Raw genomic sequence first — 25,718 nt, 5'->3', positions numbered from 1 at the left:
GGCTTATCGAACCAGTGATTATACAATAGACCTATAAACATGATCTATGAGGGAGGATCACATGATACCTGAAAAAAACAGCAAACAAAACATCGACCGCTTTCTGGGCTTTCAAAATGAATATGACCGCTACCGCCCCGAAGCCCCTGAGATGATTATCAAATTGCTAACAGATTACCTAGGTACCACCCCTTCACTCGTCGCAGATATAGGCTGCGGTACGGGTTTGTCTACTTTTCTCTGGAACGATGCCGCAGACCGCGTAATCGGTATCGAACCCAATCCAGATATGTTGGGAAAAGCAATCGATAAACTTAGCAGATTAGAAGCACCCCAATCAATTACTTTTGTACAAGGCTACTCTAACCAGCTTCCGCTTGCATCAGATAGTGTAGACATAGTTACCTGCTCACAATCATTCCACTGGATGGACCCTGAGAGTACACTGCAAGAAATCTCCCGGGTCTTAAAAAAAGGCGGTGTCTTTGCCGCCTACGATTGCGATTGGCCTTTATCTCTTCAGCAAAATGTAGAAGAACGATACAACCAGCTAATCTCCAAAACAGAAGAATTACTGGCCTCGCTCTTACCTAATGAGGAGAGAGCACATAAATGGGACAAAGAAGGCCATTTGTCACGGATCAAAGCTAGTGGGGCCTTCTCTTTTGCCAGAGAAATCGTATTCCACAACCTAGAGTCCTGCGATGCCCAGCGATATATCGGTTTAACCCTAAGTCAAGGGGGAGTGCAAACCGTAATGAAGCTAGACGTCACCTTGCTTGAACAAGACATCGCCGATTACACCGCCGCAGTTGAACAGCATTTTAAAGGCAGAACATTAGAGGTTCTGATCAGCTACCGAATGAGAATCGGCATCAAATAATCTTCGATCGCAACCAAAAAAACGCCCCGCCCCCTCATATGAGGAGTTCGGAGCGTTTTCTTCTTTTTATTTAACTTCTTCCATGAATACCCTTAGGTTCTCTACGATTTCTTTCGATTTTGAATGATGTAAGTAATGTCCGCCTTCAAATGTCATTACTTTTCCATGCACAGAATCCTTGACTTGCCCTTCATGCAGAGGAATCCAGTCTTTCACGGTAGTATTATTCGCTTGTATAAAGAAGATAATGGGAAGATTCTTGTCGAATGTTAAGCCTCTGGAGGCAACAAAGTTAGGATAAATATGTTCCATTTCATTTAAGGTAGTGGAATTGTTCATATTTTTAAGCGAAATCAATTTCATTTGTTTTTTGGTTTCATCATCAAATGGCAGTCCATCATAAGGGTCACCGCTTAATTGCAAGCCCAATCTTATGATCCCTGAATCTTTAAGCAGCTTTAATTTTTTAATTGGGAATTTAACATCCATACCGCCTTGCTCCGGAACACTACTATCAATACCCACAAAAGCACTCACTTCGTTTGGATATTTCTTCGCATATTCCAATCCATAAATACCTCCAATCGAGTGGCCCATTAGAATGTATTGGTCAATGTTAAGATTCTGAACGGCTTCATGAATTTCACTAACGATATTCTCTGTGGTTCGTTCTTTTTTCGTTTCATCACTGAGTCCATACCCAAACGGTTCAACCGCCACCACTTTGTAGAATGGTGATAACTCATCAATCAACGGCTTAAAATCAAGTGCTGGTGCTCCTGTTCCAAAGCCTGGTATGAGCACGATCGTCTGTTTACCTTCTCCTTGAATCAAAACATTCATATTTTTCCCGTCAACAGGGACTAACTGACCATAGTGCTGTATTTTTTTCTGATCTGTTTTGTTGCTGATCACATTAACTGTATAGACAACGGCTAGAAAAAGTACGACCACGATCACTATTGCTCCTAATATTTTGAGCAACAGGTTACGCAGTTTATGTTTTTTCTGTCCATTCCCCGTTTTTTTGTCCGCTTGTTGTGTCACCCTCATCTTCCCCTGTCTTTAATCTGTTTATTAAGCTCCCTTAACGTTTTGCTAATGAGATCATAACTAACAAAGATGTACCCCTCATGAAGACAATATGAACTGAAAATGAACAGGTAAAAAAAATGCTACGGCAGCACAAGACAAGAAAACTTGCCTGTGCTGCTGTAGCAATGAAAAATGCGGGATGCATTCAAGCCCTCGCAAGGCACCGCTTGGAAGCTAATTACTCTGTCGGCGCTATAATTGGCAGGGTGACAACGATGGTCGTTCCTTGACCGGGTTCGCTTTCCACGCGGATATCCCCTTTATGAAGCGTTACGATCTGTTTAACAATGGCAAGTCCCATCCCGCTGCCACCATATTTACGACTGTGGGATCGATCAGCCTTAAAGAACCGTTCAAATATACGTTGCTGATCCTCAAGTGAAATCCCGATGCCAGTGTCTGTTATCCGAACGGTCACGTTGTTGATATCTTGTTTGAGGCTGACGTTAATTACACTGTTATCCTTAGAAAACTTGATGCTGTTGCCAAGGAGATTGGTCCATACCTGACTTAACAGGTCATAATCAGCCAGTAGGATAATAGGCTTCAGATCAAGGTCGAAGCTGATGTTACGAGCTGACCATTGCGGCTGAATTGCTACGATTACTCTTCTTATCTGTTCGTCCAGATTGAATGTAGTTAGCCGTAGCTGCTGGGACTGCGATTCTAATAAACTCAGCTTCAGCAGGCTGTCACTCATTTTAGACATCCGTTCTGCTTCAGCGATAATAATATCCAGATAACGATTTCGCTCTTGTTCTGCAAGATCTACTCGCTTGAGCGCAATCGCATACCCAGATATTGAGGTGAGCGGAGACTGGACCTCATGCGACACATTGGATACAAACTCCTTACGCATCTGCTCAAGCTGCTGCAGATCGTGCATCATTTCTTCAAAGCTGCGAGCCAAGGTACCTAGCTCACCGGTTTGTTTAATATTCAGCTCGACGTTAAAATCACCAGCTGCTATTCGTCTGGTCGCTTTGGTTAGCTTCTTGATCGGTCTGACTAAGAACATTGCAGCTACCAGAATCAAGAGGCTTCCAGCTATCAATGAATAGAGCAAGAAATTTAATACCAAGTTCCTTCTGGCAGTGACGGAAGGGGGATTAAGCGTCTCCACAAACATCGCTTTGGTGCCGTCTTCCGTTCTCAACTGTAAGCCTAGGAGAAGCGCAGAAATATTCCTGTTATGAGGTTGATATACTTCTCCTGCGAGAACTTTTTTTATTTCTTCCATAGTTACAGGGACCGGCTTGTGCCCATTAAGCGTTCCGTAAGATTGGAATTTACCCGCTTCATCGAAAATTCGGATGTGGTAGGAATCAAGCTGCTTCATTCCACTTACGAAAGAGTTGGCTCCACGAAATGGGAAGGTCTCGTAAACCCTGACAATATCCTGTCCAAAATGCAATAAGGGAATTCGCGTGTTCTCGTTCAGTTTATCTTCGAATACCCAAGTTGCCACAAACAAAGCAATGATTGTGCCCCCGATTACGGAGGCTAGGAAGGTCAGTACAACGCGTGTATATATCGATCTAATCATTCGTACACCTCAAGCCTGTAGCCAAGTCCACGCACCGTCTCAATACGAAAATCAGGCGTAGTCGCAAACCGTTCACGCAGGCGTTTAATATGCACGTCAATCGTCCGATCATCTCCAGCATAATCAATTCCCCAAATTTGATCGATCAACTGCTCGCGCGTATAGACTTGTCCGGGTGTCCCAGCAAGCTTGTACAGCAATTCGAACTCCTTGAGGGGTAAGGCAAATGACTCCGTGCCTCTCATCACCTTATAGGTCTGCCGATCAAGGATTACATTGCCAATTTGGATCATCTGCGTGGAGCCAATCCGATATCGTTTCAGCAATGACCTAACACGAACCGTCAGCTCCAAAGGATCGAAGGGTTTAGTTAAATAATCATCCGTGCCTAATTCGAAACCCTTCACTTTCTCCCAGGTTTCGCCTCTGGCAGTCAATATAAGTAATGGAAGATCAGGATTAGCTCTGCGGAGCTCCTTACAAAGCATCCAACCATCCATATTTGGCATCATAATATCCAGCACGACAAGATCGACATGTGTTCCAGCATATACGGCGAGCGCTTCCTTGCCATCCACAGCTTCAACTGTTTCGAATCCGTCATTGCGGAGAAATAAACAGACAAGTTCGCGAATGTTCGCATCGTCGTCAGCAACCAGTATAGTAGGCATTCGTTTCCTCTTTTCCTGTTGTCCATTCTTACTATTATACTATATTATACTTTCGGCTAAACTGTCTGTTGTCTTGAGACTACACGATGATCAAACCGAAAAAGAGCGTCTAACACGGTTACCCGTATGTAGACGCTCTTAATGTCGTTTCGCTTTAGCTCTAGCTTTAGTCAGCTTACTTCTTATTCATCTTAAACATTAGGAACAGCTCATTATAATGAGCAAGCATCCGTTTGCCAAGGTTGTCGTATACTTCAAGCCGGTCCGTAATTTCAGCAGGTGGATAGAAACGGGTATCCTCAGAAGTTTCCTCAGGAAGCAGCTCCAGCGCAGGAATGTTAGGCGTGGAATAACCTACATATTCTGCATTCTTAGCAGCAACGTCTGGGCGGAGCATGAAGTTGATGAACTGATGCGCTCCATCCACGTTTTTCGCTGTCCGAGGGATAACCATGTTATCAAACCACTTATTCGAACCTTCTTCCGGTACTACATAATCCAGCTTATCATTCTCGTCCATGATCTCGGAAGCATCGCCGGACCAGACAATCCCAACCGCAGCTTCTTCATTTGCCAGCAGCATCTTGATCTCATCACCGACAATCGCCTTCACGTTAGGAGACAACTTGTTGAGCTTGGTCAGTGCTTCTTGCAGATGCGCCTCATCCTTGTCATTAACAGAATAATGCAGGCTGTTCAAAGCCATGCCCATCACTTCACGGGCTCCGTCCACCAGGAAGATGCTATTATGCAGTCTGCTGTCCCAGAGAGAATCCCAGCTGGTGAAGTCCATGCCCTTGGTCATTTCCGGATTGAAAATAATCCCGACGGTCCCCCAGAAATAAGGCACGGAATATTTGTTGTCTGGATCAAACGAAAGGTCCATAAACCGTGAATCAATATTCTTTAGATTTGAAATCTTGCTATGATCCAGCGGGATGAGCAGATCTTCTTCTTTCATCTTAGCAATGGCATAATCCGAAGGGATTACAACATCAAAGGTAGTTCCACCCTGCTCAACCTTGGTCAACATAGCTTCATTGGAATCGAAGGTTTGATAAATGACTGTTAAGCCGGTCTCTTTTTCAAATTCCTTCAATAGATCCGGATCAACATAGTCGCCCCAGTTATAGATAGTCAGTGTGTTTCCACCCGAATATCCCTCTCTCGAATTCATCCAAGAGCCCAAGTACATAAGCGCAAATGCTGTGATAAGGATCGCCAGAAAAGCATTTATCAGCTGTTTCATCTAGGCACCCCCGCTTCTGCAACAGGCTCCGCCACAGCTTCTGCTGTGTTATGACGATTTTTCTTAAGGGTCAGGAAGTAATAACCAACCACAAGCAGAATGGTGAACAGGAAGATCAGTGTCGACAGCGCATTAATCGATAGCGATACCCCTTGTCGAGCTCTAGAGTATATCTCAACCGATAACGTCGAATAACCGTTGCCTGTTACGAAGAATGTAACTGCAAAGTCATCCAGTGAATACGTAAGCGCCATAAAAAATCCGCTGAATATCCCTGGTTTAATAATCGGCAAAATAACTTTAGTCAGCACATCCTTACGGCTTGCCCCAAGATCACGGGCTGCATCCGTCAATGTAGGGCTCATTTCCTGTAGATGCGGCAAAATCATCAATACGGCAATCGGTACGCTGAATGCAACGTGTGAGAGCAGAACAGACGCGAAGCCCAGCTTGATGCCAGCAATGGTGAACAGGATAAGGAACGAAGCACCAATAATGACATCCGGACTGACGATCAGCACGTTATTCAGAGACAGCAAGGTGTTCTTAGCGCGGCGATTCTGCACACTTTTAATGGCCAGCGCACCAATAATAGCGATAAGGGTCGCAATAGCCGAGGATAGCAGCGCGATCACAAGCGTATTGATTACGATGATGATCAGGCGCTTATCTTGGACTACCTCACGGTAGTAATCCAGCGTAAAGCCCTCGAACTTATGCATCGTCCCCCCACTGTTGAACGAATAGTACATTAAATAGAAGATAGGTGCATACAGAACAATGAACACCAGAACTAGGTAGAGGTTAGAGAATCCATTTTTATTTCTCATTCCGCGCCCCTTTCCGCGATCCGCCTGTGATAATCATAAACAGCGCCATGATGGCAATCAGAAACACTGCAACTGTAGAACCCATGCCCCAGTCCTGAGTGACCAGGAAATGCTGCTCAATTGCGGTGCCCAGCGTAATGACCCTGTTGCCTGCAATCAGACGGGTAATCATAAATAGGGACAGCGCCGGTATGAATACTGCCATACAGCCTGAGCGTACTCCCGAAATGGTCAGCGGAAAAATAACACGTCTGAACGTGGTCCAGCCCGAAGCCCCCAAATCACGTGCCGCATCCAGCAAGGATAAATTCAAATCCTCCAAAGCGCTGTATATCGGCAGGATCATAAACGGGATAAAAATATAGACAGATACAAATACAAAGCTGAAGCCCGTAAACAAAATTTGCTGTTCTCCGATTCCAAGCAGATCAAAGAAATTATTGATCGGACCAAATGTACCGAATATCCCTATAAAAGCGTAGGTTTTTAGCAGCAAATTAATCCATGTCGGCAAAATAATCAGCAATAACCACAGCTGCTTATGTTTGGTTCTCGTCAGTAGATAAGCCGCCGGATAAGCAACCAGCAAAGAGAATGCTGTAATCAGAAACGCGTACCAGAACGAGGTCAGCGTCATTTTCAAATATACAGGGGTGAAGAAACTGACGTAATTATCCAGAGTAATATGGCCATCCAAATCAAATAACGAATAGTAGATGACAAGCACTACCGGTGCAATTACAAACAATGCGATCCAGAGGTAATAAGGGATGAGATAGTACGATTTGCCCTTATTCTTCATGACTCTCCACCTCGCCATAAGCTTCCAGACGTCTGTCGAATTCTTCCTCCGTTTCACCGAAACGCATAACATGGATCGCTTCCGGATCAAAATAAAGGCCAATTTCACTGCCTACAGTCGCCTTGCGTGTAGAATGCACAAGCCATTCATGCCCGGATTCATCATAACAGCTGATTTCATAATGCACGCCCCGGAACAGCTGGGAATCAACCCGCACACGTAGTTTACCCTGTTCCAGCGTAGAAATTTCCAAATCCTCAGGACGAATAACAATCTCTACGGATTCATTCGGTTTCAGCCCGGCATCGAAACATTCGAAGCGGCGGCCGTTAAACTCCACCAGATAATCCTCGATCATAACTCCCGGCACAATGTTCGATTCGCCAATAAAATCCGCCACAAAACGGTTAATCGGCTCATCGTAAATATCATTAGGAGTGCCGCTTTGCTCGATTTTTCCTTTATTCATGACAAAAATCCAGTCGGACATCGCGAGTGCCTCTTCCTGGTCATGGGTTACAAAAATAAAGGTAATCCCTAGCCGCTGCTGCATTTCCCGCAGTATGTACTGCATCTCCGTGCGCAGCTTGAGGTCTAGCGCCGATAGAGGCTCGTCCAGCAATAGAACCTGTGGCTCATTCACAATCGCCCGGGCAATGGCGACCCGCTGGCGCTGACCGCCGGACATTTCGTTAATCGCACGCTGCTCATAACCCACAAGGTTAACGAAGCTTAGCGCTTCCTGTACCTTCTTCGTGATTACGTCCTTCTTAAGCTTCTTAATACGCAGTCCGAAAGCCACATTCTCGAATACGTTCAGGTGCGGAAACAATGCGTAATCCTGAAATACCGTATTGACCTGCCGCTCATTGGCGGGAATGTGGTTAATTACTTTTCCATTTAAATAGATAGAACCGCTCGTTGGCTCAGCGAACCCGGCGATCAATCGAAGAATAGTTGTTTTACCACAGCCAGATGGACCAAGTAGTGTATAGAATTTGCCGCGCTCTATCTCAAAGCTGACTCCTTTTAACACCGGATCTTCGTCGTCATATTGCTTAGTAACTTCTTCAAATGAAATGATGGTACCTTCCTGAATAGCTATAGCTAACAACCTCCCTTACCTTAGTAATACAATACTATTTTACCCGCATCTTGCGGAGAACAATCGAAATGGGTATGCTCAGCGCTAATAAGCGACAATTTCCCCTCTCCTTCGACGCTCCAATAGATATAGCATATTAGATTGTACCATTATATGCGATAGCTTACATTGTTAAATGCTAAGCATAAACTTAACAAGTTTGTAAAAAGTCCAGTCTTCTATGCCCTTTTTGAGGTGCTATAATGAAAACGAACTGAAAAGCCAGTGTGGTTTTCTTATTTTTGCGAAAGAAGATGAATGATAATGAACGAGGGGTTACTAGACCGCCTTGAAAAATATGGATTCTCACTTTACATGATACGAATTACGCTTGCCGCATCACTATCCTGGGTAGCCGTACACAGTTTATATGGTGACCAATATCTATACTTTGCACCGCTTGCAGCCATTCTCATTACTCAAGCCAGTGTGAAGGCATCACTCGAAAAAGGAATCTACCGCCTGATCGGCATTATTATCGGTGGAATTGTCAGCCTGATTGTAGGCCAATTCTTCGATGTAGGTGCATTTTCCATTCTGCTAATTCTGCTCATCGGGATCGGAATTGCCACAGCCTGTCGGATGAATATCCAAGCGGTTTCGCAGGTCGGGGTGACCTCGGTTCTGGCCCTTACCTTTTATCACAATGATTACGTGCTGTGGAGAGTCGCCGAAACCTTTATTGGTGTGCTCATTGCCTTGATCATCAATATGATTATCGTTCCACCAAACAGGTTCGTCAAGGTAAAAGCATTGGCACTCGATGGAAGCCTTCTACTTTCGGATGCATTAAAAGGCCTCGTAGGCATAAGACGAGACTCTTCAAAGGATAATAATATGCTGGAGCAAGCAGGTAAACTGCTGTCTGCCAGCAATCAACAACAGAAGGAAATGTTCTACACCATTGCTCATTATCAGTGTCGTGGTGATCTAAAGGGGCTTATACAAGCCACAGCACATCTAAAGACCATTCATTCCTATGTTAAAGAAATTTCCGACGATATTTGCTTGCTGCCAGCACATCATGCCAATTCTGACTGGATGCTGGAAGTGCTGGAGGCAACAGCCGATTGTATAGCTGTTTATGGTACGAAGACCTTATCCAAGGTTGAATGCCAACGTTCACTTACAGATTGTCTGCATCGTGCCCGCGACTTGCAGGCGGCCAGCTTCTCTGAACTGCAAGGACGGTGCTCGCTGTCATCTGTTCGTGATCTAGGAGCGCTCTTCAGTCACTTAAACCGGGTACTCGAAGAAGTGGAACGTGCTAGTTCTGCTACTTACGTAGTTGCAGCTCGGCCTTCAACAGCTGAAATCACACGCGCTATACGCTTAATTAAAAAAGGACTCTCCCAGAAGCTCTAAGCTTGGGAGTGTCCTTTTTTTTATGTTCAATCCCTATTAGACATAATGCCCTTTAGCACGATTGGTTACTACAACCATCCAACAAATTTAACTGACTGATTGTTTGGCAGCACGCCCTATCTTCACATTTACCAGTACAATACTGCTGACAATCAGCAATAATCCGATCACAAGGTTTATGGTAATCTGCTCTTTCAAAAAAACTACGCTGGTAGCTATCGAGATCAGGGGGATTAAGAAGGTGAATGAACCTACTTTTCCTGCTTCTCCTTCGTTAATCAGCTTGAAATAGATTAGCCAGCCCAGAGCAATAACAAAAATTGCGATAAACAAGGTATCCACAATAAAGGTTCCACTCCAGGTGATATCCGACCATTTCTCCGTAGCTGATCCCGAAAGTAGCAGAATGATGCCACCAATCGTGATTTGCATAGCCGTCATCCACAGCATATCCACACGTACAGCATTCCGTTTCATATATATTGTTCCTAATGCCCAGCTTAAGGCACTGGCTAGAGCCAGCACAATTCCCCATATGGAGATACTCCCATTAATTCCACCGATACTAAGAGAGGCTACCCCGAGAAAACCAAGCAGCAAACCAGCCATTTTAAGCCCGTACATGCTCTCACCTAACCACAGCCAAGAAAAAATACCTAACAATACAGGCTGCAAAAATACAATCGATGAGAATAATCCCGCCGGAACATACTGCAAGCCAATCGTCTGAAATCCATAATAAAACACAATACTAAGGACCGCCGAGATCAGATAGATCGGCCAGAGCTGCTTGAAGTGAAGCTCCTTCACCTTGGGCAGTGCAATTAGAATCAGAATAATACCGCCTACGACGGTTCGAATACCTGCAAATAATAGAGGTGGAGCGTAGTCTAAGGCGATTTTGGATATAGGCCAATTAATGCCCCATACAATCACCAAAAAAATAAGAAGGATCATACTTTTCTTCTGCTGATTCATTTGTTCACTTCCTTGGTGTAGATTCATCACAAATGATACAATAAACAAGAGCATAAATGAAATGAATAATAATCATAAGGGGCATATCATATTTGTTATGAACAATACTCAAATTCGTTTATTCGTCAAAATCGCCGAAAGCGGCAGCTTTACTAAAGCTGGTGTAGAACTAAATATGACACAGCCTGCGGTCAGCCGGGCGATCTCGTCCCTCGAAGCCGAATTAGACGTGAAGCTCTTGCTTCGAGATCGGCGTAATGGCCTGATGCTTACGGATATCGGCAAACGTATTCTTGTTATTTTCCGTGAAATTCTAATGGGCTTTGATAAGGTCAATCAGGAGATTTATGCAGAGAGAGGTCTTGAAAAAGGGAGTATCCGCATTGGGGCTTTTCCTGTGGCATCTGCTCATTTTCTACCGAAGATTATTAGCTCTATCACTAGAAGATATCCAAACATTACGATTAGCCTACAGGAGGGCTCTATCGCTGAAGTCAGAGAATGGCTGGATTCAAAAGAAATTGATGTTGGCTTATTGCTCGCTCCCAGTGCAGAATTCGAAACCATTCCATTATATAGAGAGAAATTGTTTGCCGTTTTTAGAGATGACCATCCCCTGCAAAAGCGATCCATTGTATGTGTGCAGGAATTAGCGAACGAGCCCATGTTGATTTGCAAAGCAGGATATGAACCGCCTGTTGTAGAGCTATTCCGCAGAAGTAATAGCCATCTGAATGTAAAATATGTGGTTAATAACTTTGCAACAGCTCTTAATATGGTTCAGGAGGGGCTGGCAATCGGCGTGATGTCTGAACTGTCCTTGTTATCTCTGCCTCCAAATGTGGTTACCCGTGAGCTGCAGCCGGATGCTTATAGAGATATCCAAATTGCGGTCAGCTCGCTTGCCGACACTTCAATTGCTGTAAAGCTCTTCATTGAGACAGCGCTGGATCTTTTCACTCAAAAATAAATGGATTAATGAATAGATGATAAGGAGTGCTGAGGATGAACTTTAAAAGACTAGGAAATAGCGGATTACAGGTATCCGCATTAGGACTGGGAACGAACGCTTTCGGCAAACGTGCGGATCAAGAGACCTCCATTCAGATTGTACATGCTGCGCTTGATCATGGAATTAATTTCATAGACACTGCTAATATTTACGCTGGCTCAGAATCCGAGCGAATCATTGGTCTGGCCTTGGAAGGTAGGAGACAGGAGGCTGTTCTCGCAACTAAAGCAGGTTTAGTTAAAAATGAGGGTCCCAACGGCAGCGGCTCCTCCCGTCGCCATTTGCTGCAGGAGCTTGAAGATAGCCTTCGCCGCCTAAAGACGGACTATATCGATCTGTACCAGATTCATACCTTTGATCCCTATACGCCGCTTGAAGAAACCTTACGAACCTTGGACGATATGGTATCCTCGGGCAAAATCCGTTATATCGGGGCCTCCAACTATACAGCATGGCAATTAATGAAGGCGATTGGGATTAGTGAAGCACGCAACTTCACCAAGTACATTTCAATTCAGTGCAGCTACTCCTTAGCAGACCGGACACCGGAGAATGAGCTTCTTTCGCTCTGCCTGGATCAAGGGGTAGGGATCATTCCTTACTTTCCACTAGCTGGCGGAATTCTCACAGGCAAATATAATACAAGCGATTCAGCCCCATCAGGGTCCAGAGCAGATACCGATCCTAATTTCAAAAGATTCCTTGATGATGACCGGATCAAGCTCGGAAGCCAAGTGAGCCAAATTGCTGAGAAAATGGAAACCTCATCTACTGCGCTCTCCTTAGCTTGGCTTATGAATCGGCCTGCCGTCTCGACGGTTATTGTCGGGGCTACACGTGTGGAACAGCTGGAACAAAATTTGCTTAGTACCTCGCTTGTACTTAATGAAGAAACTTCGGCCAAGCTGGAGGAAGCCAGCGATTCCTTCCGGTATGGCGAGCCGTTCGCCTTTTACCGACTCCCATAGAGTCTCATGCTCTAACTTCTTACAAGGATGGAGGAAAGATTAATGACAACCTATACAGCTGACAGCATTCAAGGAATGCTTGAAGAGCATAAGGATTTTTTTAATAGCGGCGTAACTAAGGAGGTTTCTTTTCGTCTCCAGCAGCTGCTCAAGCTTAAGAATATTATTAAACAATACGAAGGACGAATCATCACCGCACTACAACAGGATTTAGGAAAAGGTGAGTTCGAAGCCTATGCCACAGAAATCGGCTTTACGCTGGACAGTATCGGCTACATGATGAAACATCTTAAGCGTTGGGCGAAGCCTAAAAAGGTTCGATCCCCGCTGCACTTATTTCCTGCAAAAAGTTATATTTTAAGTGAGCCTTACGGCACAACGCTCATTATTGGCCCGTTTAATTATCCATTTCAGTTGCTAATTGAGCCCCTGATCGGCGCCATTGCCGCTGGTAACTGCGCTGTCCTCAAGCCATCTGAGAGCACACCTGCCATCTCGTCCGTGGTTGAGCAGCTTATTCAGGAGACCTTCGAGCCGCAGTATATCCGCGTAATTCAGGGTGAAAAAGAGACCACTAATTTACTGATCCACGCCAAATTTGATTATATTTTCTTTACGGGCAGTGTGCCTGTCGGCAAAATCGTAATGGAAGCGGCAGCGAAAAATTTAGTGCCTGTAACCTTGGAGCTTGGCGGGAAAAGTCCGGTTATTGTTGATAAGACCGCTAATCTTGATGTTGCAGCGAAACGGATTGTCTGGGGCAAGCTGCTGAACGCGGGCCAAACCTGTATCGCACCGGATTATCTGTTGGTCCATAAGGATATTGCCAAAGAATTGATCACCAAAATCAAACATCACATCACTGAGTTCTACGGTCAGGATGCACAGCCTAATACAGATTACGGCCGGATCGTGAATGATCGCCAGCTGCAAAGACTTGCCGACCTCATTGCGCGTGATCAGAGCAAGGTGATTATGGGCGGCACCATCGTGCCAGAAGAACGTTATATTGAGCCTACTTTAATCTATCCTGCCACTTGGACGGATGCTGCTATGGAAGATGAGATCTTCGGTCCGATCCTCCCAATATTGGAATATCATCAATTGGATGAGGCCATTCAGAGCATTAATGAACACCCAAAGCCACTGGCACTATACCTATTTACGGACGATAAGAGTGTAGAACAAGAGGTGCTGTCCAGGGTCTCATTCGGGGGAGGGTGTATCAATGATACGATCTCACATGTGGCGAGCACTTATCTTCCGTTTGGTGGAGTAGGAAACTCTGGAATCGGGGGTTATCACGGGAAGTATAGCTTTGAGGTCTTCTCCCATCGTAAAAGCATCGTCAAGCGAGGCACACGGATCGACCTCGGAATCGTGTATCCTCCTTATGGCAATAAAGTGAAGCTGGTTCGAAAAGTAATGAAATAAACAAAGCAGCAAACCTCCCATGATCGGGAGGTTTGCTGCTTATCAGGGTAACTACGCAAACAGCTCTAACAATTTCTCAACACTTATCTCAGCGGTGGAAGCCAGACATAGATCCGCTGTCTCGGTCACGAGCGCCACTCCAGCTCCCACTGACTTCATACCAGCAGCATTAATTGCGGCTATTCCCTCCTCGGTATCCTCAATCGCCACGCAGCAGTCTGGGGATATGCCCAGCATCTCTGCAACCTGCAAGTGAATCTCTGGATCTGGCTTGCTTCTACGCAAGTTCCCAGGGTCAGCCACCGCCTGAAACCAATGCCCGATCTGCAAGCGTTCGAGAATCAGCAGCGCATTCTCATTAACTGAGGCCAGTCCGATAGCGATCCCTCTTTGCTGTAAATCGGACAACACGCTGTGGATACCCGGATACAGCTCAGCAGGCGTCATTTGCTGAACAAGCTGTCTGTACTTCTCGTTCTTTTTGTTGCAGAGCATTCCCTTTACCGGTTGCGGCAAATTCAGTCCACTACTCTCCAGAATGACTTCTAAAGATTCCATTCGACTTAGGCCCTTGAGACTCTTATGCTTCTCTCGATCAAAAGAAAGTGCAAGCTCATCCGCCAGATCCTTCCAAGCCTCATAATGATGCTCTCCAGTATCAGTAATTATCCCGTCCAGCTCGAAAATAACAGCTTCAAGCTGCTTCACATTCGAAAGCCTCAGCGGCTTCTGCGCAGACAACTGTATAAGGTTTCCCTTATGCATAATCTCAAGCTCTTCCCCCTCCAGCAGCGTATAGATCACTTCTGTATCACTCACAAAAATATCCAATAGCTGTCCAGCACTTGTTATTTTAAACCGATAGCTCTCCCACTGCGCTGGCACACTAGGATTAAATGATAACATCCCGCCGCATAAGCGCATGCCGCCAAAACCATTCACAATCGACAGCCAGGAGCCTGCCATAGCAGCAGTGTGCAGCCCATCCTTCACGTTGCGGTTGATGTCATCCAAGTCCATCCGTACCGTGCGGTCAAAATAGGAATAGGCTCCCGTCAAATCACCAATCTCAGCAGATATTATACTGTGGATGCACGGTGACAATGAAGAATCATGCGTCGTCAGCGGCTCATAATAATTATAATTCCGGATCTTATCCGCCAAGCTGAATTGGTCACCCAGCAGAAACATCGCCATTACCAAGTCCGCCTGTTTCAACACCTGATGCCGGTAAATTACCAGCGGATGGTAGTTGAGCAGCAGCGGATATTTATCGGCTGGTGTATGCTCGAAATCCCATTTTTTCTTGGAGAGAAACGTGTCGTCTTGAGCATAAATGCCAAGTCCCTCATCAAAGGGGATAAACATTTTGTCCGCCGCTTCCAGCCACACTAATGTCTCATGCTCAGTCAGACTGATTTTTTGCTTCAGGCGTTCAAAATGCTCAGGATACTGCTTAGACAATATCCCTGCCATCTCGTGTGCATAATAAAGCTGATCCTGGACCATAAAGTTGGTGTATGCATTATTGTTGACGATAGCTGTATATTCATCAGGACCGGTTACTGCATCAATACAAAAGGCACCGCCCCTAGCCGGATTAAAGTACCCCAAGTCCAACCAAAAGCGGGAAGTTTCGAATAAAATTTCCGCTCCCTTCGTAACCAAAAAATCATAATCTCCGGTAGCCAGTACATACTGCTTGATGGCATACGCAATATCCGCATTAATATGCATTTGCGCCGTGCCTGCCGGGAAATACGCAGAGTTCTCTGCCCCGTCTATAGTCCGCCAAGGGAACAAGGCACCCTTCTGCGACATTACCGCTGCACGCTCCCGTGCTTTGTCTAACGTGGCATAACGAAATTCGAGCAGCTTTCGGCTAATCTCCGGCTGTGTGAACGTAAAGAAGGGCAGCATATACATCTCGGTATCCCAGAAATAGTGCCCTTCGTATCCTTCACCCGTTAATCCCTTGGCCCCAATATTCGTAACCCCGTCACGGCCTACGGATTGAAGCAGTTGAAAAGCATTAAAGCGAATCCCCTGCTGAAGCGCAAGATCACCATGAATCTCCACATCCGTATGTGCCCAGTATCGATCCAGATAAGCCTGCTGTTCCTGGGCAAGCGCTTCAAACCCGCTATGGTCTGCTAAGTGTAATATTTCAGTACTTCTACTGAGTAGTTCGTCTTCCGGATAATCTTTAGAGGTATGGTAAGAGATATATTTGGTTAGTGAGACGCTTTCCCCACGCTCCACCGGGACGACAAACTGCATGGATAATTTCTGCCCCTCATGCTGCACGGTCCTTTTATCCTCAGATCTTGAATCGAGCTTATGACTTACCCCTGTTAATAAGGCAAACTGGGTATGCCGCGTCCGCTGCTTCATCCATAAGAAGGACTGTCCCGGTTCATGACCGGTATCCTCCAGGAGCAGACTGGGCTCCTTGCCTCCCGAGCCCAATCTGGGATCATCCGTTACCTTAGGTTTTTGGATCTTGCCGTCGATGGATGAAGTGAAGGTAAGCACTCCGCTGAAATTCAGCGCTTTAACCTCATAATCTATCGCCGCCAGATGTTTGTGCTGCAAAGTCACCATCCGCCGGATATGAAGCTGTACCCGGTGACCAGCTGGAGATTCCCATTCTACCTGCCGGTGCAGAACCCCGCTTCGCATATCCAGCTTTCGTTCATAATGGTGCACTTGCCCACTGTTTAACTGAAAGGTCTGCCCTTCAATACTCAGTTCAATAATCTTGGCATCTGTTACGTTCAGCATCGCTTGATTGCGGGATGGATATCCGTAGGCTCCTTCTGGATATACAATGGGCTCCGAATCAAAAAAACCATTCAAATAATTGCCTGTTACAGACGAGCCTGAGCTGCCGTGGTAACCTTCTTCGAAATTACCGCGCATGCCAATATATCCATTGCCAAGAGCAAAAATACTCTCGCTTCTTTGATTGTTCTCTTCACTATAAGCTTCCTCATCAAGACTCCACTCCCGGTAAGGATATACCGCAGCCGGATGTACGTATGGTTTCATCTTCATCTTTCTAAGCTCCCCCTAATCACAGTTTCATTCGGGTTCTAAATCATTAACCTTTCACCGACCCACCCATAAGCCCTCTGACGAAATACTTTTGCAGCAGGAAAAAAATAGCGAGCGGCATCAACATGGAGATAAATGCAGCCGAAGTAAGTAAATGCCAATCGTTGCCTCGTGAGCCTACTAAATCGGCAATTTTCATCGACATGACTTGCACAGACGGTTGATTGCCGATAAAAATCAATGAGACTAAATAGTCATTCCACACCCATAGGAATTGGAAGATCCCGATAGAAGCCAGTGCTGGCACTGATAGAGGCAGAATTAGCCTGCTGAATATAGTGAAATGACTTGCCCCATCCATGAAAGCCGATTCGAACAAATCCTTAGGCAATTGACTGATAAAGTTGTACATAAAGTACGTAACCAGCGGTAATCCAAAAGCCGTATGCGCCAGCCAAATTCCCAGATAACTTCCGTTTAGCCCAAGTGCGGTATAATCCTTAAGCACTGGAATAAGCGCAACCTGTATTGGAATGACGAGCATTGCAATAATGATGACAAAAAGGATTTTGCGCCCAGGAAACCGCAGCCAGGCAAAAGCATATGCAGCAAAAGAAGCGATCAACACCGGAATAACCGTTGCTGGAACAGCGATCGTTAGCGTATTCCAGAAGGCCTGTGACAATCCGGAGCCTTTTTGCACCGTTTCACTGCCATCAGCCTGTTTCAGCTTGTATTCCTTACCGGAAAGCACATTATTATAGTTATCCAGCGTGAGATCCGGTGTCATCTTCCAACCTTGTATCTGTTCATTTACGGTACGTGCTCTACGATTCTCCCACATAAGCCGGCTGCCATCAGCCTTCACGCCAGCCTTCAGCTCATCATCTGTATAAGTTTTACCGTTCACCTCAATTGGCTCCCGAAGATCCACGTCCTTGGATAGCTGAATCGTCTCTCCAGCCTTCCACTCCTGATGGGGAAAAGCTTTCCACCATCCAGTCTGCAGAATGTCAGCAGCCGGACGGAAGGAGGAAATAAATAGCCCAAGAGTCGGAAGCAGCCAAATAAAACAGATCACACCCAGCACGATATTTACAATCGTTTTGCTGCCTTTTCTCTTCTTTTTGCCAGCCATTAGAATCCCCCCTGCTTACGGAACTGACGTAGATTGATTATGATTACAGGCAGCACCGCGATCAGTAGAACAATAGCCAGCGTGGAGCCGTAGCCGAAATTACGGTACATAAAGAATTGCCGGTAGAACTGTGTAGCAACAACCTCTGTATCGTATTGACCTCCTGTCATCACCATGACGACGTCAAATATTTTCAACGTAAAGACGATAATGGTCGTTGTCACTGTCAGAATGGTTGATGAAATATATGGAATCATGATTCCAAAGAAAATCTTCACCTCATTTGCTCCATCCACTCGTGCAGCTTCCAAAATGTCGTCAGGAACCCCTTTGATTGCTGCCGAGAAAATCACCATTGCAAATCCAGTCTGCATCCAGATCAAAATGATAATGAGGAAAAAGTTATTCCACGGCTGAAGCATACTCGTCCAGGCTTGGGGTTCTCCCCCAAAATAAGTAACGATTGCGTTCAACAGCCCGATTTGTTCGTCGCCCGGTTGATAGTAATATACGAATTTCCAAATGACTCCTGCCGCTACAAAGGAAATCGCCATCGGCATAAAGATGATCGATTTGGCAATTTTCTCATAGCTGCTGCGATCGGCAAGAATAGCAATTAAGAGCCCAAATGCTACACAGGCCAGCGTACCGACGAATACCCAAAGTAAATTGTTACGCAATGCCGTTGCCATCAGATGATCGCTAAAGATCGCTGCATAATTGCTCAGGCCCACAAATTTTTCTGAAGAAGCATTAAAAAAGCTCAAATATAATGTTCGTAGTGCAGGCAGGACCAGTAACCAGCCCAGAATAATCACTGCCGGACCAATAAAGATATAAGGCAGCACCTTTCGCCGGATATGATCAGGGTACTGCTCAACCGCCCAAGTCAGCGTATAGTAAATCAGATAAACACCTAGAACTCCCCAGAGGACAGCCAGAACCGCTGTTAGCAGCGGATTTAATGTGGAATCCCGGAAGAATAAAAAGATTGCGCCGTTAACAACAATATTCGCTAACAACACTACTAGGGACAACATTACCGCCTTCAGGCTGACGGTTGGCCTAGCTTGTGGTTGTGTTGGCATTTGTGGCTGTGGCTGTGATTGTGCACCCATAATAGCTCCAGCTCCTCCTATAAGTTTTGCGGAGCAAAACTCTTATCATAAGCATCGAACTCACTAGTTAGAAAACAAAAAGAGGGGCAGACAATCCTCTTTTCCTACTGCCCCTCTTTTTACTGTGCGCTTTAAATATTAGGTTAGTTGTTCCAGCCGGACTGGATTTGTTCCAAGGCTTGATCCAGTGTCGCTGTACCGCTCACATAGTCGGTCATCCCTTTCCAGAAGGTGCCTGCACCCACTTTACCTGGCATCAAGTCAGAGCCATCAAAACGCAGTGTGGAAGCATCCTGAACCAACTTCGCCATCCGGCGATCGGATTCAGAGGTATACCAATCAAGGGAAGCATCATTCATAGGAGCAATTACGCCGCCAGATTGTACCCAGCTCTTAATCGACTCTCCAGTGGTGAAGAACTCCATGACTGCACGAACCTCTGGACGATCGTTGAACATAGCGTAAATATCACCTGCAACCAGCACTGGTTTACCATATTGCGCATCAATTGGTGGCAAGTAGAACCAATCATAATCCTGATCAACCTTTGCCGTTTCAGGGAAGAAGCTTGTAATAAAGTTACCAAGCATATTAAACCAGGCTTTAGGCGGATCAGTGAACATTGGCGCTGGGGCATCCCCGAAGGATGTTGTCACAATGGACTTAGCGCCACCGTAAACATAATCCTTGTTGAGCCAAATTTTAGACATGATTTCAACAGCATTTTTTACTTCTGGTGAAGTAAATGGCAGTTCACCTTTTACCCATTTATCGTAGTTCTCAGGCGTAGTCGTACGAAGCATTATATTTTCGACCCAGTCTGTTGCTGGCCAACCCGTTGCAGCACCGCTCTCAATGCCAATAGCCCAGGCAGGATCGCCATCCTTAGCAATTTGTTCCGTCAGCGCCATCAGCTCATCCCAAGTTTCAGGAACCTTGTAGCCTGCATCATCAAATTGTTTCTTTGGATACCATACCAAGCTTTTTACATTACTGCGGTTCCAAATCCCCGCCATGATCTTCCCGTCTTTTCCGTCCATCGTAGACATATCGAGCCAGCTCTTGTTGTAATTAGCCGTCAATTTATCTTGATCCAGCACGCTGGTCAAATCGATAACCTTGCCCGTCTTAGCAATCGACGCCAGCAGTCCCGGCTGCGGGAAGTCAGCGATATCAGGAGCATTACCGCCGTCCACACGAATATTTATTGTAGCTTCGAACTCCTTGGAGCCCTCGTATTGAATATCGATCCCTGTCTTCTCTTCAAATTCTTTAATGCTGCTCTCAAATTTCACTTGGTCAGCATCTACGAAGGGGCCAAACATTGTTACTTTAGTCCCTTTATATTCACCTTTCATCGCTAAATCTAACGGGGAACCCGAAGGTTCTGCACTAGGTGTGTTTGTCGCTTTCTCGGTGTTATCTGCTGTTGGGCTGACTGTTGCCGCCGGTGGATCTGTAGGCGCCGCATTATTGTTGCCTCCGCCGCATGCGCTCAGCGTCATTGTGAAGGATAAACACAGTACTAAAGCCAACGACTTTTTACGTCCTGAGATCTTCTTCATCTTTTGTACATCCCCTTTAATGGTTATAGAGATAACATCTTATTCAATCATCCGGGCACCCTGGCATGTATTAGCAGCTTGTAGCAGATCACCTCCTTGCAAAGCTTTTCAGAAGACAGGTAAATATCCTAAAATCAAACTCCATCACAAATGTAATTTAATAATAGCGCTTACATTTTTTATATTATCATAATTAGTAACCGTTTCCAATCGGAAAATGAGATGTTTTTCATAAGAATTCATACTATTTTCTATCCTAACATTTAAATTTTAATTAAGACCGATACATAGCTCTGAAAAGCTTTTCAGAAGAAGGTCACAAAAATAAAGGGCCTTTATTTTTCCCGCGTGGATTCCCGCACAATCAGCTTATGCTCCATCTTTTCATTCAATACCTGGACACCACCTGTTGTGAGCAATTCATGCAGCATCTCCGCCGCCCGATAACCTAACTCATAAATCGGCTGTGCAATTGTGGTCAGCTTTGGAATGAACATACTCGACATTCGCAAATTATCAAATCCAATCACAGATACCTGCCCCGGAACTAGAATATTACGATCCTTCAGATAAGAAATCGTCCCCATTGCAAATTCGTCAGCAACACAGAAAACGGCAGTCAGCTCGGGATAATCAGTAAACAACTCATGCGCCGCTTGATAAGCGTGTTCGAACCGATGATTGGCATACTTGCTCTTCACAATATTCTGTTGTAGTCCAAACTCTGTTAACGCTCTTACAAAACCCTCATAACGAGGCGGGCCGGATACGGAGTTATCATGGTTAAAACCAATCATGCCAATGTCCTTATGCCCTAAATCAATCAGAAACTTTACCGCATCGTAAGCCGCCTGTTCATCATCTACCTCCACAGATGGAATGTCGTACTCATCAGAATGCGAGGATACCAACACAAAAGGAATTCTACAACCGACTAATTTGTCATGTGTCTCAGGATAAAGGACATCACTGGCGAACACGATCCCATCCACCTGCTTCTCATGGAAGTTATCAATGTAAGACAACATCCGTTCTTTGTCGCGGTCCGTATTGCAGATCATTAAACTATATCCAAGCTTGATGCATGCATCCTGCATTCCCCGAATAACCCCTGCGAAATACAGGTTCTCAATATCCGGAATCAGCAGGCCCAGTGTAAAAGACTTCTTGTAGATCAGGCCCCGTGCAAACGCATTTGGTTGATATTGCAAACGTTCTACAGCCTCCATCACTCGATTCCGTTTGCTCTCTACGACCGTATTCGGTGCATTCATAACACGCGATACGGTGCTGATCGACACCTCCGCCATTCTGGCAACATCTCTTATGGTTGGCTTCATAACGATAACTTCCTTTTTTTCAGGTAACTTTTCGATGTGATTATAGCAAGCCCGTTAAGAAATAACAACAGATTTTTTAAAGCGCTTACATTTTATTTAAAAGACATACTTATTCCTTATCTAAACATTACAAAGTGCGTATAACTTACTTAAAGTGTGTATATAGTTTTATTACATGGTATACTAGGCGAGTAGCATTATTCGCAGCTACAAATACTGCTCTAGACTATCTGAGCGTTTATTATAGGAGGGATTACATTGAAGCAACAGCGCGATATTCGATTCTCCGTACTGGACTTAGCCTCTATTGTGGAGGGTGGCACAGCGGCAGACTCTTTTCATAACTCTTTAGCTTTGGCTCAACATGCTGAGGCATGGGGCTATCACCGGTATTGGTTTGCTGAGCATCACAACATGATTGGTGTTGCCAGTTCTGCTACCTCACTCTTAATTGGCCACATTGCTGGCGGCACAAAAAGCATACGCGTAGGCTCTGGAGGCATCATGTTGTCCAACCACGCACCACTTGTCATTGCTGAACAATTCGGGACCCTCGAATCCCTATATCCAGGACGGATTGATTTAGGACTGGGCAGAGCCCCGGGATCGGATCAACCGGCTTCCCGTGCGCTACGCCGTGGTCTCGGAAGCGACGGCAGTGACTTCCCCGAGCAGTTAAGTGAGCTCAGAGCCTACTTCGATCCTGCAGGTGCAGGATCACGACCGGCCGGAGTTCGTGCGGTTCCCGGTGAAGGCTTGAATATCCCCATCTGGCTGCTGGGCTCCAGCGGTTTTAGTGCTCAGCTGGCAGGAAAGCTAGGTTTACCTTTTGCTTTCGCCAGCCATTTCGCACCAGAGTATTTACTACAGGCCTTACACATCTATCATAGCAATTTCCGTCCTTCAGCAGCACTAGACAAGCCTTATGTGATGGTCGGAGTTGGCATTACAGCGGCCGATACTGTGAATGAGGCAAGACGACTGGCTACCTCGCAGCAGCAGCAATTCCTTAATATCATCCGCGGACGTACGGGGAAGTTACAACCACCGGTTGATAGTATGGAGGGGCTATGGACGATGCAAGAAAAAGCAGCCATGCTTGAGAAGCAGCGTTACTCTTTCGCTGGTGATAAAGCAGCAATTAAAGAACGGCTTCAAGAAATTCTGCAAGAGACACAGGCCGATGAATTGATTGTTTCTGGTGGAATTTATGATCATAACGCTCGTCTACGCTCTTATGAGATTGTAGCCGAAGCTATGAAGGAAATCTAATTTATCATCATAATTAAGGCAAGATGATAGGTCTGGTATCGGGGTTTGAGCCCTATTCCAGATGTATGTCTTGCCTTTTTATTTTGCATTCATAATCGTTCTCAATAAAACACAATTAAAAAAATTAATTATATAAAAATAAAGAGTTAAATAGAGAAAACTGGTGTAAATCCATTAATATAACTGATATTTGATCAAATATGATGAATTCTCTTCTAATATCCCATTTTTGTTTAGATATTATTTTGATTATACTTTAGTTATTCGCTATAACGAACGAATTGACGGTAGATCTCTACTCTCTCCTTCCGCTTTCACGGAGATTCCTGCATGCGCACAAAAAAAGTGGTTCTGTGAGATACTACTTATTTCGACAATGTTTGATGGAAAATACGATTAGAAAAGAAGAATTTGCCGGAAGCCCGCAAATGATGTCTACAAAATTTAATATGGGGTTCAGGAGAAAGGAGCGAGTAAAGTGAAGAAGAAATATCGCTCGGCTTTCATAGCTGCTTATATCCTGACTATTCTAGCAGGAGTCATCTGGCATGCTGGCGGAGTTAGTGCGCAAGATACCATTAAGCTTACGGTGAATTCGCATACGACGAGCACAGCCACCATGAACAATATGCAGCCTGGTGATGAAACGAACTCAGAATACACAATTATTAATGCAGGTAGTGAGGGCTTTAATTACTATGTGGACTTCAAATTCATCTCTGGAGACGCAGAATTATACGATATTCTCCAAATGACACTCGAAAAAGAGGGAGTAATCATCTATTCAGGGGTGATGAGCGAGGCTGCCGGAAGAGTTACCATCGGTTCACTTGCCGGGGGAGAACAAAGTGTAATCCAAATGGATGTAATTTTCCCGTGGGAAGCAGGGAACGAATATCAAGGTAAAACCACAACTGTAGCCTTTGAGTTCTCCGCTTCTGGAGGACCGGAGCCATCCGCTGAACCTAGTCCTTCACCGACAGCAACGGCCACAGCTCAGCCTACACCTGAGCCAACACCGACAGCGACTACTACGCCTACAATAGAGCCAACTTCGACACCTACTGCCACGGCTACAGCTACACCTGAAGCTTCGCCGACAGCAACAGCATCACCAACCACGACACCGACAGATTCACCGACAACTACCGCTTCACCAACTGCAACGGCAGTCGCCACACCAGGGCAATCAACGACACCAACACCATCGCCAACACCTACAGCTTCAACAGTAGTAGATGAAATTAGTGTTACTGAAGCGCCGATCCCACTGGGTGGAGGCGATAATGAGCCAACAGCATCACCAAGTGCTGGCAGCCAAACTAGCAGCGCAACACCGCAGCCAAGCAATGAAATCGCCCTGCCTGATGATGAGCTTCCACTGGGAGCACCAGAGGTTGGCAACAAGCTTCCGAATACCGCTGAGCCTTGGTATAACTTGATTCTTGCCAGCTTAGCCATTGCGGTACTCAGCGTGATTATCATGCGCAGATTGAAATCGAAGAAATAACCACATTTTGCAGCATAAGTCTGGAGGTGAGAGAGTATGAAGGAGCGTAATGGTGTCTTGCTAGCCGTGAAGCTAATCTTCATACTCTCTTTAGTTGTGTTGATTTACTCGGTTGTACAGGTGGTCAAAGCACCGATCGAAGCTAAACAGGCTTTAAATGATTGGGCAAAAAAGAGGGAGGAAACAGTCGCCCACTCCCGTTCTGCCGAAGAAACCCCTCTTCCCTTGGAAATGGTCAGTTCAGCCAAGGAACAGCCGCCCCCCGCTCATTCCTATACAGAAGGTGAAATCATAGGAGAGATTCGTTTCCCCAAATTAAACAAAAAGATCGCAGTGCTAGAAGGCACGGAAAGCCCCGAGCTAAAAAAGGGAGCCGGACATTATAAAGGCAGCGCAGCTATCGGTGCCACCGGCAATAGTGTGCTCGCAGGCCACCGCGATACAGTGTTCCGTAATCTGGGAGAACTCGTGGCTGGAGATCTTATCGAGCTGGAAAGTACGGACGGGACTTTTACCTATGAAGTAACAGGCAGCACAATTGTTGACGGGGACGAACGTGGTGCTATAAAGCCAAGTGATAAGGCCATCCTCACGTTGATTACCTGTTATCCCTTTTCATATGTGGGATCTGCACCGGACCGTTATTTACTTTCAGCGAAGTTAGTGAAACAAGAAATATTACCGCATTAAACCTAAATATTACCTCAATCTTCTTCCTCAGGGATGAGACCTTATATGGAA

21 protein-coding genes are annotated in these 25,718 nt (G+C 45.4%); 8 read left to right on the top strand and 13 right to left on the bottom strand.

Annotated features, from left to right (window positions below; translation table 11 throughout):
- The first annotated feature begins 61 nt into the window (after positions 1 to 61).
- Positions 62 to 883 carry a class I SAM-dependent methyltransferase gene (locus MHH49_RS11225; protein ID WP_326046170.1) on the top strand — a complete coding sequence of 274 codons (822 nt, stop codon included), beginning with the start codon at positions 62 to 64 and terminating at the stop codon, positions 881 to 883.
- Between the two features lie 66 nt (positions 884 to 949).
- Here the strand turns inward: MHH49_RS11225 and MHH49_RS11220 are convergent, their stop codons facing one another.
- The 7 genes from MHH49_RS11220 to MHH49_RS11190 form a co-directional block, all read right to left on the bottom strand.
- On the bottom strand, positions 950 to 1,930 hold the full coding sequence (locus MHH49_RS11220; RefSeq protein WP_036682085.1) for an alpha/beta hydrolase: 981 nt from the start codon (positions 1,928 to 1,930) through the stop codon (positions 950 to 952).
- 226 nt (positions 1,931 to 2,156) lie between these two features.
- Entirely contained in the window at positions 2,157 to 3,524 is a 1,368-nt protein-coding gene (locus MHH49_RS11215) for a sensor histidine kinase (RefSeq protein ID WP_036682088.1), read from the bottom strand.
- Complete coding sequence (locus tag MHH49_RS11210) at positions 3,521 to 4,195, bottom strand: response regulator transcription factor (protein WP_076272934.1); 675 nt, start codon at positions 4,193 to 4,195, stop codon at positions 3,521 to 3,523. The genes MHH49_RS11215 and MHH49_RS11210 overlap by 4 nt, the downstream gene beginning before the upstream one ends.
- A 175-nt stretch (positions 4,196 to 4,370) precedes the next feature.
- Complete coding sequence (locus MHH49_RS11205; RefSeq protein WP_076272935.1) at positions 4,371 to 5,444, bottom strand: ABC transporter substrate-binding protein; 1,074 nt, start codon at positions 5,442 to 5,444, stop codon at positions 4,371 to 4,373.
- The gene (locus MHH49_RS11200; protein WP_036682094.1) at positions 5,441 to 6,274 is read right to left on the bottom strand and encodes an ABC transporter permease; all 834 of its coding nucleotides are present in this window, start codon (positions 6,272 to 6,274) and stop codon (positions 5,441 to 5,443) included. Before MHH49_RS11200 ends, MHH49_RS11205 begins: the two co-directional genes overlap by 4 nt.
- A complete protein-coding gene (locus MHH49_RS11195) occupies positions 6,264 to 7,076 on the bottom strand; it encodes an ABC transporter permease (protein ID WP_036682096.1) in 813 nt (270 codons plus the stop codon). Before MHH49_RS11195 ends, MHH49_RS11200 begins: the two co-directional genes overlap by 11 nt.
- The gene (locus MHH49_RS11190; protein WP_036682445.1) at positions 7,066 to 8,175 is read right to left on the bottom strand and encodes an ABC transporter ATP-binding protein; all 1,110 of its coding nucleotides are present in this window, start codon (positions 8,173 to 8,175) and stop codon (positions 7,066 to 7,068) included. The genes MHH49_RS11195 and MHH49_RS11190 overlap by 11 nt, the downstream gene beginning before the upstream one ends.
- A 309-nt stretch (positions 8,176 to 8,484) precedes the next feature.
- On the opposite strand from MHH49_RS11190, the gene MHH49_RS11185 reads away from it, so the two are divergent.
- Positions 8,485 to 9,585, top strand: a complete 1,101-nt coding sequence (locus MHH49_RS11185; RefSeq protein WP_076105065.1) for an FUSC family protein — start codon at positions 8,485 to 8,487, stop codon at positions 9,583 to 9,585.
- An 87-nt stretch (positions 9,586 to 9,672) separates the two neighbouring features.
- Here the strand turns inward: MHH49_RS11185 and MHH49_RS11180 are convergent, their stop codons facing one another.
- Positions 9,673 to 10,563: a DMT family transporter gene (locus MHH49_RS11180; protein ID WP_341138135.1), complete on the bottom strand. Its 891-nt coding sequence runs from the start codon at positions 10,561 to 10,563 to the stop codon at positions 9,673 to 9,675.
- A 61-nt stretch (positions 10,564 to 10,624) separates the two neighbouring features.
- On the opposite strand from MHH49_RS11180, the gene MHH49_RS11175 reads away from it, so the two are divergent.
- Genes MHH49_RS11175 through MHH49_RS11165 form a run of 3 tightly spaced genes read left to right on the top strand, consistent with a single transcriptional unit; the run spans position 10,625 to position 13,977 of the window.
- Positions 10,625 to 11,533 (top strand): LysR family transcriptional regulator, encoded by a 909-nt coding sequence (locus MHH49_RS11175; protein WP_305953605.1) that lies wholly within the window; start codon positions 10,625 to 10,627, stop codon positions 11,531 to 11,533.
- 35 nt (positions 11,534 to 11,568) lie between these two features.
- Entirely contained in the window at positions 11,569 to 12,543 is a 975-nt protein-coding gene (locus tag MHH49_RS11170; protein WP_036682100.1) for an aldo/keto reductase, read from the top strand.
- 42 nt (positions 12,544 to 12,585) lie between these two features.
- Positions 12,586 to 13,977 (top strand): aldehyde dehydrogenase, encoded by a 1,392-nt coding sequence (locus MHH49_RS11165; RefSeq protein WP_341138134.1) that lies wholly within the window; start codon positions 12,586 to 12,588, stop codon positions 13,975 to 13,977.
- Between the two features lie 51 nt (positions 13,978 to 14,028).
- On the opposite strand, the gene pgmB is transcribed toward MHH49_RS11165, so the two are convergent.
- The 5 genes from pgmB to MHH49_RS11140 form a co-directional block, all read right to left on the bottom strand.
- A complete protein-coding gene (pgmB, locus tag MHH49_RS11160) occupies positions 14,029 to 17,034 on the bottom strand; it encodes a beta-phosphoglucomutase (protein WP_341138133.1) in 3,006 nt (1,001 codons plus the stop codon).
- A gap of 46 nt (positions 17,035 to 17,080) precedes the next feature.
- Positions 17,081 to 18,172, bottom strand: coding sequence for a carbohydrate ABC transporter permease (locus tag MHH49_RS11155; RefSeq protein ID WP_038573741.1), 1,092 nt, complete (start codon positions 18,170 to 18,172; stop codon positions 17,081 to 17,083).
- Complete coding sequence (locus MHH49_RS11150) at positions 18,172 to 19,290, bottom strand: carbohydrate ABC transporter permease (RefSeq protein ID WP_232061475.1); 1,119 nt, start codon at positions 19,288 to 19,290, stop codon at positions 18,172 to 18,174. Before MHH49_RS11150 ends, MHH49_RS11155 begins: the two co-directional genes overlap by 1 nt.
- A 143-nt stretch (positions 19,291 to 19,433) precedes the next feature.
- The gene (locus tag MHH49_RS11145; RefSeq protein WP_036682109.1) at positions 19,434 to 20,855 is read right to left on the bottom strand and encodes an ABC transporter substrate-binding protein; all 1,422 of its coding nucleotides are present in this window, start codon (positions 20,853 to 20,855) and stop codon (positions 19,434 to 19,436) included.
- 335 nt (positions 20,856 to 21,190) lie between these two features.
- A complete protein-coding gene (locus MHH49_RS11140; protein ID WP_036682112.1) occupies positions 21,191 to 22,195 on the bottom strand; it encodes a LacI family DNA-binding transcriptional regulator in 1,005 nt (334 codons plus the stop codon).
- A gap of 258 nt (positions 22,196 to 22,453) precedes the next feature.
- Between MHH49_RS11140 and MHH49_RS11135 the strand changes: the two genes are divergently transcribed.
- From MHH49_RS11135 to MHH49_RS11125, 3 genes are all read left to right on the top strand, one after another.
- The gene (locus tag MHH49_RS11135; protein ID WP_081386650.1) at positions 22,454 to 23,467 is read left to right on the top strand and encodes an LLM class flavin-dependent oxidoreductase; all 1,014 of its coding nucleotides are present in this window, start codon (positions 22,454 to 22,456) and stop codon (positions 23,465 to 23,467) included.
- Between the two features lie 478 nt (positions 23,468 to 23,945).
- Positions 23,946 to 24,977 (top strand): hypothetical protein, encoded by a 1,032-nt coding sequence (locus MHH49_RS11130; RefSeq protein ID WP_341138132.1) that lies wholly within the window; start codon positions 23,946 to 23,948, stop codon positions 24,975 to 24,977.
- A 36-nt stretch (positions 24,978 to 25,013) separates the two neighbouring features.
- On the top strand, positions 25,014 to 25,667 hold the full coding sequence (locus tag MHH49_RS11125; RefSeq protein WP_341138131.1) for a sortase: 654 nt from the start codon (positions 25,014 to 25,016) through the stop codon (positions 25,665 to 25,667).
- The last annotated feature ends 51 nt before the right edge of the window (positions 25,668 to 25,718 follow it).

Source organism: Paenibacillus sp. FSL F4-0122 (genome assembly GCF_038002845.1).
GTDB lineage: Bacteria > Bacillota > Bacilli > Paenibacillales > Paenibacillaceae > Paenibacillus_AQ > Paenibacillus_AQ odorifer.
The sequence above is the reverse complement of the archived record's forward strand: the minus strand, read 5'-3'. Positions and strand labels throughout refer to the sequence as shown.

Bases quoted from the DNA above. Each gene is read 5' to 3' on its own strand.
- MHH49_RS11225 (WP_326046170.1), top strand. From the start codon at position 62: ATGATACCTGAAAAAAACAGCAAACAAAACATCGACCGCTTTCTGGGC.
- MHH49_RS11215 (WP_036682088.1), bottom strand. From the start codon at position 3,524: ATGATTAGATCGATATATACACGCGTTGTACTGACCTTCCTAGCCTCC.
- MHH49_RS11210 (WP_076272934.1), bottom strand. From the start codon at position 4,195: ATGCCTACTATACTGGTTGCTGACGACGATGCGAACATTCGCGAACTT.
- MHH49_RS11205 (WP_076272935.1), bottom strand. From the start codon at position 5,444: ATGAAACAGCTGATAAATGCTTTTCTGGCGATCCTTATCACAGCATTT.
- MHH49_RS11200 (WP_036682094.1), bottom strand. From the start codon at position 6,274: ATGAGAAATAAAAATGGATTCTCTAACCTCTACCTAGTTCTGGTGTTC.
- MHH49_RS11195 (WP_036682096.1), bottom strand. From the start codon at position 7,076: ATGAAGAATAAGGGCAAATCGTACTATCTCATCCCTTATTACCTCTGG.
- MHH49_RS11185 (WP_076105065.1), top strand. From the start codon at position 8,485: ATGAACGAGGGGTTACTAGACCGCCTTGAAAAATATGGATTCTCACTT.
- MHH49_RS11180 (WP_341138135.1), bottom strand. From the start codon at position 10,563: ATGAATCAGCAGAAGAAAAGTATGATCCTTCTTATTTTTTTGGTGATT.
- MHH49_RS11175 (WP_305953605.1), top strand. From the start codon at position 10,625: ATGAATAATAATCATAAGGGGCATATCATATTTGTTATGAACAATACT.
- MHH49_RS11170 (WP_036682100.1), top strand. From the start codon at position 11,569: ATGAACTTTAAAAGACTAGGAAATAGCGGATTACAGGTATCCGCATTA.
- MHH49_RS11165 (WP_341138134.1), top strand. From the start codon at position 12,586: ATGACAACCTATACAGCTGACAGCATTCAAGGAATGCTTGAAGAGCAT.
- pgmB (WP_341138133.1), bottom strand. From the start codon at position 17,034: ATGAAGATGAAACCATACGTACATCCGGCTGCGGTATATCCTTACCGG.
- MHH49_RS11155 (WP_038573741.1), bottom strand. From the start codon at position 18,172: ATGGCTGGCAAAAAGAAGAGAAAAGGCAGCAAAACGATTGTAAATATC.
- MHH49_RS11150 (WP_232061475.1), bottom strand. From the start codon at position 19,290: ATGGGTGCACAATCACAGCCACAGCCACAAATGCCAACACAACCACAA.
- MHH49_RS11145 (WP_036682109.1), bottom strand. From the start codon at position 20,855: ATGAAGAAGATCTCAGGACGTAAAAAGTCGTTGGCTTTAGTACTGTGT.
- MHH49_RS11140 (WP_036682112.1), bottom strand. From the start codon at position 22,195: ATGAAGCCAACCATAAGAGATGTTGCCAGAATGGCGGAGGTGTCGATC.
- MHH49_RS11125 (WP_341138131.1), top strand. From the start codon at position 25,014: ATGAAGGAGCGTAATGGTGTCTTGCTAGCCGTGAAGCTAATCTTCATA.